At 53.5% G+C, this 13,776-nt stretch carries 10 protein-coding genes; 4 read left to right on the forward strand and 6 right to left on the reverse strand.

Annotated features, from left to right (window positions below; translation table 11 throughout):
* Positions 1–101 precede the first annotated feature (101 nt).
* Positions 102–500 carry a hypothetical protein gene (locus tag EYB48_RS16120; RefSeq protein ID WP_162021398.1) on the forward strand — a complete coding sequence of 133 codons (399 nt, stop codon included), beginning with the start codon at positions 102–104 and terminating at the stop codon, positions 498–500.
* A 159-nt stretch (positions 501–659) separates the two neighbouring features.
* Here the strand turns inward: EYB48_RS16120 and EYB48_RS16125 are convergent, their stop codons facing one another.
* Complete coding sequence (locus EYB48_RS16125) at positions 660–1,196, reverse strand: porin family protein (RefSeq protein WP_162021399.1); 537 nt, start codon at positions 1,194–1,196, stop codon at positions 660–662.
* A gap of 335 nt (positions 1,197–1,531) precedes the next feature.
* On the opposite strand from EYB48_RS16125, the gene EYB48_RS16130 reads away from it, so the two are divergent.
* Both EYB48_RS16130 and EYB48_RS16135 read left to right on the forward strand, forming a co-directional pair.
* Positions 1,532–3,076: a glycoside hydrolase family 10-like protein gene (locus EYB48_RS16130; RefSeq protein ID WP_162021400.1), complete on the forward strand. Its 1,545-nt coding sequence runs from the start codon at positions 1,532–1,534 to the stop codon at positions 3,074–3,076.
* A 406-nt stretch (positions 3,077–3,482) separates the two neighbouring features.
* A complete protein-coding gene (locus EYB48_RS16135) occupies positions 3,483–6,338 on the forward strand; it encodes a TonB-dependent receptor domain-containing protein (protein WP_162021401.1) in 2,856 nt (951 codons plus the stop codon).
* A 96-nt stretch (positions 6,339–6,434) separates the two neighbouring features.
* On the opposite strand, the gene EYB48_RS16140 is transcribed toward EYB48_RS16135, so the two are convergent.
* The 5 genes from EYB48_RS16140 to EYB48_RS16160 form a co-directional block, all read right to left on the reverse strand.
* Positions 6,435–7,346 (reverse strand): GGDEF domain-containing protein, encoded by a 912-nt coding sequence (locus tag EYB48_RS16140; protein ID WP_162021402.1) that lies wholly within the window; start codon positions 7,344–7,346, stop codon positions 6,435–6,437.
* A 185-nt stretch (positions 7,347–7,531) separates the two neighbouring features.
* On the reverse strand, positions 7,532–8,131 hold the full coding sequence (locus EYB48_RS16145; RefSeq protein ID WP_162021403.1) for a M15 family metallopeptidase: 600 nt from the start codon (positions 8,129–8,131) through the stop codon (positions 7,532–7,534).
* Positions 8,132–8,220: 89 nt separating this feature from the next.
* Entirely contained in the window at positions 8,221–10,053 is a 1,833-nt protein-coding gene (locus EYB48_RS16150) for an ABC transporter substrate-binding protein (RefSeq protein WP_202927811.1), read from the reverse strand.
* Positions 10,053–11,036, reverse strand: a complete 984-nt coding sequence (locus tag EYB48_RS16155) for a M14 family metallopeptidase (RefSeq protein ID WP_162021404.1) — start codon at positions 11,034–11,036, stop codon at positions 10,053–10,055. Before EYB48_RS16155 ends, EYB48_RS16150 begins: the two co-directional genes overlap by 1 nt.
* 16 nt (positions 11,037–11,052) lie before the next feature.
* Entirely contained in the window at positions 11,053–12,390 is a 1,338-nt protein-coding gene (locus EYB48_RS16160; protein WP_235935205.1) for an MFS transporter, read from the reverse strand.
* Between the two features lie 382 nt (positions 12,391–12,772).
* On the opposite strand from EYB48_RS16160, the gene EYB48_RS16165 reads away from it, so the two are divergent.
* The gene (locus EYB48_RS16165) at positions 12,773–13,741 is read left to right on the forward strand and encodes an N-acetylglucosamine kinase (protein ID WP_162021405.1); all 969 of its coding nucleotides are present in this window, start codon (positions 12,773–12,775) and stop codon (positions 13,739–13,741) included.
* Positions 13,742–13,776 lie beyond the last annotated feature (35 nt).

Below are 13,776 nucleotides of genomic sequence, written 5' to 3' on the forward strand. Positions count from 1 at the left end.
GCTGTTAGCCATACAGGCAGGTTTGATGTAGTCAGGTAAAGTGAGTTAGCCCGTCTGAGGACTAGCTCAAGTCAGCGCGTAGCCAGAATCGGGAGTAGGGGATGAAACTAATACAGGACGCGATGCAGGAGTGGATGCATACGTTGTATGACGCTATCAGGGACAAATATTTCCTGACCTGGTTCATCCCCATGCTGAGCATTTCTGCACTGATCGTTGCTATCCTGTTCGATCTGATGGGTTATGACCACACCTTCAAATTAGCCCATCTGTACACCCAGAACTGCCGTCGCCTGAACGATAAAGAAGCGCTGACCATGTTACTGACAGCCTTCGTCACCGGCGTGAGCTGCATACTGCTGTTCGGCGAACTGATCATCTTCGCTGAGGGCCGCAAACGTGGCTTGACCACCAATTACGTCAGCTTCATCACAACCAGTTGCGTAGCACTAAGCTCACTGGGGCTGATTTTCATTTTTTCACGCGAATTTTGTCATTGATCTCAGCTTTGGTGACTAGGGCCTGTTAACCTTTAAATTGCGAGATGCGTAATTTAAAGGTTAACAGGCCCTAATCTACGTGGCAAAAAAAAGGCATAGCCCTGATTGCGCTATGCCTTAGTCTGCTACAAAAAGCGCAGCACAGAGCTGCGCGTTTGATCAGAATGTGTATTGCACACCAACGGACAGATTCCGTTGAGTTTCCTGCCAACCGTTCTGGGTCAGCTTGTATTGCACTTTACGGGTTTCCCATTCAGCGCGCAAAGCAACTTGCTTGGTCAGACTATAAGTCGCACCGAGACCATAAACAGCTTCAGTCGCTTTGTCACCGATGATGCCATCGGTCTTCGTACGGGAGAAGCCACCTTTAATGAAAACGCCAACACCGTTTGTCACTTCTGCGCGTGCGATTGCAGCCAGGTCTATCGCTGTACCTTTGGCAGTCACAATACCTGCACTGACTTTACCCAGATCTGCGTAAGATGCTTCCAGACCGAAGTTCTCATTGAAATTGTAACCAGCCAACAGCTTGGCCATGTTCGCTTCACCTTTGCAACCCTGGCTGGCAGAGCAATCGGTGGTGTTAACGACGGAACGACCCACTGTACCGCCTACATAAGCTTGTGCAAATGCACCAGCACTGAACAACATACCCGTTGCCGCAACTGCTGCAGCAACCATTTGACGCTTCAACATTTCTATTCTCCAAATTGATCAACTGCCATCCTGACCTTCAGCACCCAAATCCTCAAATTTGAGCACGACTGACAACATGGGGCGCGAATGATAGCAAAAATTCCAATACATCGCCCAAGAGTTTTGCGCTGGCATGCCTATTGAAAGTCGCAAGCGTGCTGATTAAGGGGAAAAGAAACACTGGCAGGCATGCGGTGAATGCAGTAGCATCTGTGCTCTTTTTGCATCCCCTGTCTGTGCCCATGTTTTTGTTTAACGGCTACTCTGATTTATCTGTCAACCATCACCAAGCCAAGCCCAGAGGGCTGCTTTGTGGACTGCTGCGCGCCGCCTTAATGACCGCCTTACTGGCCGCCTGTGCGGGGCCGAAACCCGGCAGCATCGCGCCCGCGTCCGGCACAGCGAAGTTACCTGTCATCGTGAATGCTCCACCGGCACAACACCCGCTGAGTAAAGATATTCCGGCGACGCCACGCGAATTCCGTGCGGTCTGGGTCTCGACCGTCGCCAATATAGACTGGCCAAGCCGGCGCGAACTCAGCAGCGATAAACAAAAAGCAGAAGCCATCGCTATCCTGGATCAGGCAGTACAAATGCGGCTGAATGCGATCGTGCTGCAGGTGCGTCCATCGGCTGATGCGATTTATCCGTCGGCGCTGGAACCCTGGTCAGAATTTCTCACGGGTGAGCAAGGGCGCCCTCCGCAACCGTATTACGATCCGCTGCAATTCTGGATAGAGCAGGCGCATGAACGTGGTCTGGAATTGCATGCCTGGTTCAATCCCTATCGTGCCCGAACCACGCAGGCAAAAGCCGGGCAGGCACGCAGCCATGTCAGCAAAACCATGCCTGCCGTCGTCAGACAATATGGTGATATGAGCTGGATGGACCCGGGTGAGCCGCAGGCGATGCAGCACACCTTGAATGTGATTAACGATGTGGTGCGCCGTTACGATGTCGATGGCATCCATATCGACGATTATTTTTATCCATATCCGATCAAGAACAGTGCCGGAACTGAAGTGGATTTTCCGGATGAACCGGCCTGGAACCGCTATCTGCAATCGGGCGGCAACCTGAATCGGGCTGACTGGCGGCGCGACAACGTGAACCGCCTGGTGGCCGCCATTCATCAGCAAGTGCATCAGGAAAAAACCTGGGTCAAATTCGGCATCAGCCCGTTCGGGATAGGCCGCCCGGACCGGCTGCCACCGGGCATTACCGGTTTCAGTCAGTATGACAAGCTGTATGCCGATGTAGAACTGTGGCTGGCGCGTGGCTGGCTCGATTATCTGGCGCCGCAATTGTACTGGCCGATACAGCAGGCACCGCAAGCCTTCAAGGTCTTGCATGATTACTGGAACACACAGAATCTGCAGCAACGTCATATCTGGCCCGGCCTGTTCACCAGTAAAATCGACCATACAGAGAAATCCTGGCAAGCCGATGAAATCCTGAATCAGGTCGATGCGCTGCGTGAAAAAAACGGCAGCGGCCATATCCATTTCAGCATGGTCAGCCTGAGTCAGAACCGTAAAGAAATACGCAAACGTCTGGCGCAGGAAAAATATACATCGGTCGCCTTAGTACCGGCTACGCCCTGGCTGGAAAATACCAATATCGCGCCGCCGCAGCTGCAATGGAATGAAGAGCAAAAACTGTTACGGGTACAACTGGCAGATCCGGAAAACACGCGCTGGCTGGCGATCTGGAAGCAGACTGAGCAGCAATGGCAATTCAGCGTACAGCCCGCCAGCAAGCTCACGATAGACGTGCGTAAAGATGCACCGCAAGCCGCAATAAAACAAGTGGTGGTAATGGCCGTCAGCCGTTCAGGACAGGAAAGCCTGCCAGCAAAATTCAGTCTCTCTGCGCCTTAACCAGCACGGGTAGTGCAGGCAGCGCAGACAATATAAACAACAGTCTCAAGGTCCAGAGCCGCTGATGCAGATCAGCGGCTCTGTTTTTTTTGTCACGACCAACGGTAACTGTGTAAAAATAGTCAAGCTGGCAAATTGAGCAAGAAACGCGAACCCCGGGCAGCCCACTACTCAGTAGCTGCCTGCAGTTTGCTACAGCAATCTGCCCGCACGCGTAGCAGCACATCTGAAAAAACACCCTGCACACCTGCTCAGCCGCTGACGTTTAAGCGCTGCCTGCTTCAGCAACATTTTCATTTGTCAGCACCGGTCCGCCTCGCCTGCAGCGACTGCGCGTGACATCTGCGCTGGCCTTTGCTGGCCTATGCGTACCGACCTGGATAAAAAACCGAGTTAGGAGAAATTCGTGAAGTTAACAAGACTGGCACACTGCCTCGCCACAGCTGGCATGATCACTGGCTCGATCACGGGCTTTGTGCTGCCCGCCCAGGCGCAGCAGCAAACAAAAGAAGTGATGCAAAAAGTTGAGATTACCGGCAGCAGCATCAAACGCACCTCAGCAGAAGGCGCTTTGCCACTGGAAATTATCACCCGCAAACAATTGGAAGCCGCCGGTATCGTGACCGCCGAACAATTGATCGCCACGCTGAATGTGAATGGCAATGGCTCTGATAATCTGGCCAGCAATGCCGATGTGACTACCGGTGCGCAACGCGGCAATAACGGCGCCAGCTCCGCCAATCTGCGCGGTCAGGGTGCTGACAGCACGCTGGTATTGTTGAATGGCCGCCGCATCGCCACCCATGGCATGAAGGGTGCCGCAGTCGATCTGAATTCCATACCGATGGCCGCAGTCGAGCGCGTGGAAATCCTCAAGGATGGCGCATCGGCGATTTATGGCACGGATGCGATTGGTGGCGTGATTAACTTCATCCTGCGCAAAAATTTTCAAGGCATACAGGCCCAGACTTTCGCTGACCTGACGCAAAGCCCGGGCGGCGATATTAACCGGGTCTCCTTACTCGCAGGCTTCGGTGATCTGGACAGCGACAATTACAATGTATTGCTGACCGCCAGCCACAGCGAAAATCAGGCACTGCGCGGCGATCAGCGCGATTTTGTGAATACCTTCCAGCCTGGTCGCGGCTTATCGGTGGACACACGTGGCACGCCATTTGCGACCGTGTTCGCGACTTCGCTGGGTAATACCATACTGAGCAATAAGAGTAATACTGGACCGCTGTGGCCGGGCAGCAATCAGAGTGCGAATGCCATCAATATCCTGAATTTGCCAGGTGCGGCTGGTTGCAACAGCGTAGATGGTATGTCTGCCTATGACTACCGCTTATGGGATCAGGCTGCTTCGCGCTATGCCTGCGCCTGGGACACAGGACGGGCTGCGGTCTTGCAGCAATCAGTCAAAAACAATAATTTTGTATCGCGTGCGACGCTGAATATCGGTGGCGGACATCAGGTATTTGCTGAGTTGCTGGGTTCGCGCGTTGAAGTCGCCAAGAGTTTTTCATCGAATCAGATTTCACCCGGCAGCAGTTTTCCAGCCAGTTCGTTTTACCCAAAAACCGGTGCCGCTTACGATATGGTATTCAATGCCATCGCGGCGCAGATCCCATCTATCCGCAGTAATTACGGACTGCCTATCGCATATCGCTGGCGCTGTATGGAATGCGGCAACCGCGAAATCAACACCAGCACGGATGCGGCACGTCTGCAGCTAGGCGCCGATGGTCAGATCGGACAATGGGATTACCGGGTCGGTCTGTCGCGCGCCTACAGCGAGTCACAGTCCACACTGGGCAATGGCTATAACTACACCAACGCGCTTGCCAGTGCACTCGGCAGCGGCCTCATCAATCCCTTCCTGCTACCAGGACAAAAGCAAAGCCAGGCCGCATTGGATCTGATCAACAGCACGTCCGCCAAAGGCGTGGTGCTATATGGCGGTAAGACCACGCTGACGCAAGCCGATGCGGCAGTCTCCGGTGCGCTTTGGAAGCTGCCCGCAGGTCCGCTGATGGCGGCTTTTGGCACGGATCTGCGGCGTGAACAGTATTCATTCAATGGCGATGCGCGCGCTGCCAACACGCGTCCGGCTATTCTGAATGCCCCTTTCGATGATACCAATGCCCTGCCCACTGTCAGCCGCGATATCCGCGCCCTGTATGCAGAATTTCTGATTCCTGTGTTCAAATCGCTGGAACTGACCGTCGCCGGACGGCAGGATCACTACAGTGGCTTTGGCAATACTTTTAATCCTAAACTGGCCTTACGCTATACACCGGTCGAACAGGTCTTGTTACGTGCTTCATATAACAGCGGTTTCCGTGCGCCCTCGTTTAACCAGTTATTCAATGGCGTGACCGAGTCGCCTTACTCCGGCAAAGATCTGGTCGATCCCGCTACCTGCGCGGGTTTGAAAGCGGACAGTAACAAACCTGGCTGTGCGGTGATCACGCCGAATATACTGAGCGGCGGCAAAGCCAGTCTGGGGCCGGAAACCGCTAAGCAAGCCAGTCTGGGCGTAGTCTGGGCACCGCTATCGCAATTCAGCATGAATCTGGATCTGTGGGAAATTCGCAAAGAAAACAGCATCATGGCAGTCGATCTGAACACCTTGCTGCAAAACTACAGTCTGTTCAAAGCCCAGTTTATCCGAGATGCAGGCGGCAATATTGTGCAGATCGACCAGCGCTGGGTGCATGCCGGTGCCAGTCTGACCCGCGGTATCGAAGCCGGTGCCAGCGCGAATGGCAAACTATGGAATGGCAAATGGACTGCCGGAATCGATGGTAGCTACCTGCTGGAGAAAAAATCCCGCCCGAATAACAATGCGCCTTATGGCAGCAGCGAGGTTGGACGCTATACCTATACCGGCGATCTGGGTTTGCGCTGGAAACACAGTGCTTACTTCAGCTATAGCGAGGGGAACTGGAGCAGCACCCTGACCCAGATTTTCCGCTCAGGCTATAAGGATCAGGTCTTACCCGGCGTTGCCAATGGCCTCATCACACCGGCGAATTACAACCCGGATGTGAAGAGTTATTCCATCTTCAATCTGAACCTGACGTATAGCGGATTTAAAAATCTGAGCCTGACTGCTGGCATTAAAAACCTCTTCAATACTGATCCCCCGTTTGCGATCAATTACGACAGCAATTCGGGCGCTGGCAGCTCATGGGAGCCCAGGGTGGCTGATCCGCGTGGCCGTTCAGTGACGATGATGGCGACCTATACCTTCAAATAAGTACAGCCACAGCTGCACCCACAGCTGCACACACAAGCAAAGAGCCGCTGACTTGAGCGGCTCTTTTGCTAAAGACAAGCATACGCTAATGTATGCTCAATCCAGCCAGACCAGGCGATTACGGCCATTTTCCTTGGCCTGATACAAGGCCTGATCAGCCCGGTCTATCACTTGCTCCAGCGTCTCACCGGCTCTGAGCTGCACCAAGCCGGCTGAGGTGGTATAGCGAAAATCCGGCATATCGGGCAGCGCCATATCATGCCGCACATCTTCCAGCAGTCGCTCCACCACCTGCACCGCCTGTGCTGTCTTCAGTTGCGGCAGGCAGAGTATGAATTCCTCCCCGCCCAGTCTGCCGCAACCATCGTCACGCCGGGTACAGGCCTGCAGCCGTCTGGCGAAACTGATCAGCACCAGGTCACCCGCGGCATGACCAAAGCTGTCATTCACGTTTTTAAAAAAATCCAGATCGAACAAGGCAACGTGCAGCGTCAGATTTTTTTGATATTTATCCTGGATCGCCTGCTGTATGATTTGCGAAATATGACGCCGGTTACTGATGCTGGTCAGCATATCGGTATGGGCTGCACGTAAGGCCTGATCCCTGGCCTGACGCAATTCGCGCCCATCCTGACGCAAATGCGTAATATCGCTGGCGATGCACATCATCCAGCCATTTTCCTGCACGGTTTCCGTCATCCAGATCCAGCGCCCATCCGTCAGGTCAGATTCAAAAGCGCGGAAGGGTAATTTGCCACGACGCGAGTAAGCAGCCGAAATCCACTGTTCAATATTATCGGTTTTGATCGCAACACCGCGCCGTATAGCATAGTTTTCAAACACCATCGCTGACCAGCTCATACTGCCATCGGTACGGACATCAAAAGCCGTCTGAAAAGACGGATTGGCATAACGCAGAATATCGTGCTGATCAAACATGGCAATCAGCAGCTCACTCTGGTGAGCAAGCTTGGGTAAAACCAGATTTAATTCTTGATGAATTTGCATGCTTATCGTCGACTTTCCGGCCTTGATGCAGCGTCTGGAGGGTACAGCTATTTATTGCATCAAAGCATATCTGCAGCAATATTTCAATCCAGAACTTACCTAAACAGTGCGCCTGTTGCTTAAGGGTGCGCAGAGCATCCCTCAGCACGCTACAAACACCTTACAACAAAAATCAATAAGCAGCCTCAATCAATCCGCAAGTAATGCTGTCGCACTTCAGCAAGCTGCCCCAGATTGAAATGCCACCACTCGCTGTGTATGCCATGAAAACCCGCATGGAACATGGCAGCACGCAGCATGTCCCGATGAGCGACGTGAACCTCACTGAGTTCGCCACGCGCACGTAAGTCAGCTTCCAAAGCCGGATGGGATCTTTCTGAAAATTCATCGAAACCACTGCCCATGTCCAGCTCACGGCCTTGCGGATCACACACCGTCACATCCACCGCCATACCGAAAGAATGGATAGAGCCACGCGCCGGATCAGCCACATACATTTGCAAAGGCGAGCCAGCCAGATGCTGCCACAGCATTTCCTGCACCCGATGCGGGCGCAAGGCATCCAGCACCAGCAAGTGATAACCCGCATGATGCTGATCCAGGAAGGCCGCCGCGCGCTCCAGCGCATCGGCCGCCTCACGGTGCAGCCAGGCACAATCGAGCTCGCCATACAGATCGCGGCCGACAAAATTATCCGGCCCGACATAGCGTAAGTCGACACGTATTGCGGGTATGGTATCAAGCCGCCGGAAATCAGGATGGCCGGCCAGCAGTTCACAACGCATCGTTGAATTCTCCTGAATTAGTCAAAAAAAAAACCCAGTGTCCTTGCTCAGCACAGTCGAGGCAGAGCAATGCAGTCAGCACCTGGTTTTTACTTCATATTCTGCTTTGCATCCGGCGCGATATCGAGGTAGCGCCAGTTCGTAAAATCCACAGGATGGCGCTGGAAGTTCATGAGCCAGGGCTGCTGCACATCGGCCGATAAAGGATGGGTACGTAAGATCCAGGGATTGTAGGCATGAATGTACAAAGACATTTGCCGATACAGGGCACGCCGTTCAGGACCATCAGCCATGCGACGGCTTTGCTCAAACAAGCGGTTATATTCCGGCAGATTAAAGCGCGCATAATTCGCGCGTCCGGTATTGGGTCCATACAGCAGCTGGAAAAAATTTTCTCCATCCGGGAAATCAGCGACCCAGTTTGCTTCCGTCATCTGCACTTTACCCAGCCGGGCAGCACGTAATATCTCAGAATGCTTATCCGATTTAAAGCTGATGCGTATGCCCAGCATCTCCATATTTTTGCGCCAGACTTCATCGCGCAGACGACCTGTGGTGCTGGCCTGGGTATGCATGGTCAGCTCCAGCGGCTGTCCATCGGGCAGACGGCGGTATTGGTCAGGCCCGCGCTGATAGCCAAATTTATCCAGCAGTGCATTGGCGAGTACAGGATTAAACTGGACCGGACTGCGAAACTCGGGATCATAGCCGATCACGTTTGGTGCCAGCGGCGACTGCGCCGCCTGCGCCAGGCCTTTCTCCATCATCGCGATATCCTGCTGATGGTTGTAACTCAGCGCAATCGCGCGCCGCAGCGCGATCTTGTCCGGCGTATAGCCACCCAGCACCGGGTCTTCCATATTCATCCAGACGTAATAAGTCTGTAGGGGTGAAAACAAACGCAGCTGTATGCCCTGCTTGCTGAGTTCAGGTTTGAGCTGCCCATCCCGCAGTACCATTTCTGACAGCGGTGCTGGCACCTGTTCCAGACTATCAAATTCACGATTCAAAAAGCCCAGCACCCTGGCCTGCTGTTCTTCCACTACTGAGATACGGATGCGCTGAACCAGTGGTAAGCGTTTACCGCGCAGGCTTTCTGCAATGCGCTTGGAATACGCATCCTGAATCGCTTCGCCATCAAACAACGGGCGGCGATAATCGGGATTAGCGATCAGATTGAGTTGAAAGCTGCGCTTCCACTCACCGAGCCGGAACGGACCGGTACCGACCGGATGATTACCAGCCTGATTGCCGTAAAACTCCATCACTTCCCGCGCAACGGCACCAGTTGCCGGTGTCGCTAATATAAACAGAAAATTCGGGTCTGCCGCCTGTAAGCGTAAGCGCAAAGTGTAGCGATCAAGCACCTGTATGCCGGCAATCAAAGGCACTTTGCCGCTGTTCACCGTCTTTGCATAGGCGTCGCCACGCAGCGCCTCGTCCCCCTGCAGCTTGCCTTCGAACATGAATAGCCAAGGTGATTTCAGCGCAGGATCATACATGCGCTGTATCGCAAAGGCATAGTCAGCCGCCTGCAGCTCGCGCCGTTTGCCACCGAAGGCCGCGTCCTCGCTAAAGAAAATCCCGGCTTGCAAACGCAGGGTATAGGTTTTGCCATCCGCGCTGACCTCGGGCATGGCACGCAAGGTGTTAGGCTTGAGTTTGAGCGGTCGCGCCAGATAATCGTAGCGCAGCATGGGCTCAAACAGATTTTCATTGATCGATAAAGTGGTGATGTCCGACGCCAGCGCAGGATCAAAACTGCTCTCCGGTGTGGTCACCAGCACATTGAGGGTTTTTAGCACCTTGGCAGTATTGGCAGTATTGGCCGCATTCGCTGCATAGGCCATGCTGGAGGTGCCAGGCAGGCTGATACCCAGAGTCGCGATCAAGGTCAGTGCATGTAATAAACGACGCCGCATCAGACCACTCCCGCCAGACGATCACTGTAACGCGTGATGTAAAACCATTCCTCGCCCGCCCCGGCTGCGGCATCTGGAAAAATAATCCTTCCATCCATGCTGGCGCGGACTGCGGTTCCATTGGCACGCGTACCGATTAAGTCGCCGGTACTGACGGTATCAAAGCTATACCAGTCACGACAAAAAACATCGTCCTGATGCTGTTTGTCGATCACATCATAAATTCTCAGCGTTTCAATCTGCGTCTGTGGATCAGGCGGGCTACCTGCTATCAGTCCCAGATGCCGCAGCGTGTTGTCAATCGCACGCCAGGCGACATCGGCTGCCTGTGGGTCCTCATGCTGACCACATTCCAGCGTAACAGCATAGCCGCCGACTGAGCGCATATATTCGGTAGTGCCAACCCCAAAACGGGTATCGGCATTGGCGCGGGTTTTCGCATCGGCATCCGGTGCTAATGCCTGCTGACGTCTGGCTACGCCGTGTGCATAAGTGCTCAGCCAGCCATCCACCATGCGCTGCACACCCAGTCTGGCCGCCATGGCCAGCTCGGCTTCGGCATGACGAAAAGGTTCGATTTCACCCTGATTGTTTTCCGGTCCCACCAGTACAAAGGGCTCGCCCGCACCACGGAAGGAATGTAAATCCAGCAGCACCTCATGCGCAGCCAGTAAAGGACACAGCCAGTTCGCAACATGGTCTTCAAATTCCTGCACATCAGCGGTCGGGATCAGACGCCGGTTCAGATTGCGTTCGCCCTGGCGCTCACCCTTGGCATAGGCCAGCGGATTACAAACCGGCACCAAGGTGAGCTGGCCGCTGATCAGCTGCAGCGCACCGCTTTGTAATTGCTCCAGCAAACGGCGTATTGCCAGCGTGCCGCAGATTTCATTGCCATGCACCGCACCGGTAATGATCAGCTTAGGCCCCGGTAGCGGAGAACGAAACGTGTGGCTGACAAACTGTAAGTTTTGCAGTTGCATATCTATCCCATCTCAGTCAGGCCGGAAGTTTTTTCTTGCGGCCGAAATCCGGTTCTACCCGTATCAGTGCAGCGACCACAAAGGTCGGTAAAGCCGCAATACAAATCCAGACAAAAAAGTGCGCATAGCCCAGCATTGCCTGCAGACTCCCGCTGAACATCCCCGGCAACATCATCGACAAGGCCATGAAACCGGTACAGATCGCATAATGTGCGGTCTTGTGCTCGCCATCAGCGACCATAATCATGTACAGCACATAGGCACTGAAACCAAAACCATAGCCGAATTGTTCTGCCGCCACCGCTGTACCTATCAGCCAAATAGAAGACGGCTGCACAAAGGCCAGATACACATACACCAGATGGGGCACATTAATCGCCAGCGCCATCGGCCACAAACAGTTTTTCAAACCAAAGCGTGCAATCGCGGCACCACCCAGCAAGCCGCCCAGCGTCAGGCTGGCCATGCCTATGGTGCCGTAGACGATGCCGACTTCCTGATTGCTCAAGCCCAGTCCGCCTTTTTCCAGCGCATCGAGCAAAAACAAAGGTGCGATCTTGACCAGTTGCGCCTCGCCAAAGCGATACAGCAACAGGAAAGCGATGGTGACCAGCACACGCTTCTTTTTGAGGAAGGCCGCAAACACCTGAAAAAAGCTGCTGACGACCTGACTTGTATCACCTTGCACCTTGTCGCTGGCCGGGGTGGGCAAGGCAAAGCGGTGATAAAACGAGAGCGCGATAAACATCGCCGCCAATACCCCGAATACCACCATCCAGGCCAGTTGCGTGCTGCCGCTGAAGTCCTTCACGCTGCCCGCCAAATAGACCAGCGCGCCCTGTCCTGTCAGCATGGACAAACGATAGAACATGCTGCGCACACCGACAAAGGCTGCTTGCTGATGCTGCTCCAGCGCCAGCATATAAAAGCCATCGGTACCGATATCATGTGTCGCCGACGCAAACGCAACCAGCCAGAATGCCAGCAGGCTGGCCTGAAAAAAACCATCCAGTGGTATGGTCAGCGCCACCAGCCCGAACAAAGCGCCCAGCACCAGTTCCAGTGTGACTATCCAGTAGCGCTTAGTCTTGAACATATCCACAAACGGCGACCACAGTGGCTTGATCACAAAGGGCAGATATAACCAACTGGTATACAGTGCGATATCGGTATTGGAGATACCCATATTTTTGTACATAATCACCGACAAAGTCATGACGATGACATAAGGTATGCCCTGACTGAAGTACAATGAGGGGATCCAGCGCCACACCGATGGCTGCTCGCCGGTGGTGTTACTGGTCGCAGTTAGCCTGGTATCAGGCGGATTTTCTGGGTGCATGCGGTAAGACATCTCCATTGCTTGATTTATTTAAAAACTCTTATACCAAATGCTAATTAAAATGCAACACTGAAAATTCATAGAACTTATGCAAAATTGTCCCAACAAGGCATGGCGACGCAGGCAGTACGCAGTGTACGACAAGGAGCCATAACGCAGCTGGGGCGGTTTTGCGAAAGTTCTGTTTCATTTGGTCCAGAATGCAATACAGGGAAGCAGTCGCTGCAAATTCAAACATCAGCTACCGGCCCTGTGTGTAAGCGACTATGATAAACGATGATTCCTTTATCACCAGTTCAATTCACACCACTTCAAATTATCCGAAACCTAAATCCTTATCCATGCCTCTTAAAGTGCCAGCTACAATGTCAGTTACCGTACCATTCACTCATCCATGAAATCAGAACACGTAAGGCCTGTGATTACCGAATCGACTAGCCCGGCAACCTATGTACCTGTGCAATTGGGGCTGGGTATCGATACGGGTGGAACGCAAACGCGCTGGGCACTCGCGACCGCCAGACAGGAAATTATCGCCAGCGGTACCGCCGAAGGACTGAGTGCGCTGCAAATGAATTCACGGGATGGCAAAGCCGCATTTCAGCAAATTTTTGGCGGCCTGTCGGCCACCGCACGCATCCATGGTGAATTAAGAACTGTGAAAGCAGGTATCACTGGCTTTGGTGGTGACGCCAATGTGCTGCTGATGATGCTGGCAAAAATCTTCGAACTGCCGGAACAGCACATCTCAGTCGGCAATGATATAGAAATCGCTTACCTCGATATTTTTTCACCCGGCAGTGGTTACCTGATCTATGCAGGAACAGGCTCGATTGCGGCCTACATCGACCCGGATGGCAAATTACACCGGGCCGGTGGCCGCGGTTATCTACTCGATGATGGCGGCAGCGGCTTCTGGATCGCACGTGAAGCATTGCGCCATGTCTGGCGCATAGAAGATGAGCAGCCAGGCTATTGGAGACAGTCACCGCTGGCACGCAATCTGTTTCATATGATAGGTGCACACGACTGGAACAGTTCCAAGGAATTCGTCTATCATCGCAGTCGCGGCGATATCGGCAAACTGGCCTTAGCGGTTGCCGCTGCCGCTCAGCAGGATCAGGTCGCAGCAGATATATTGTGGCGCGCCGGTCAGGAGCTGGCCAGACTGGGCATGTCCATGTGCACCAGATATGGCAATAAGCCGGTAGTACTCAGTGGCCGCGTGCAGGAACTGCACCCTATGATAATTGAATCGTTGCGCAAACATTTGCCGGCAGAAGTCAGTCTGCGTCAAAGCACTTGTCAGGCGCATTTTTCAGCTGCCCGGCTGGCGGCTAAACAACTACACACTTTACTATGAAAAGAATTTCACTTGCCGCGCTCGCACTTGCAGTG

The sequence above is a fragment of the Cognatundibacterium crateris genome (assembly GCF_010078235.1).
Classification (GTDB): domain Bacteria; phylum Pseudomonadota; class Gammaproteobacteria; order Burkholderiales; family Burkholderiaceae_D; genus Undibacterium; species Undibacterium crateris.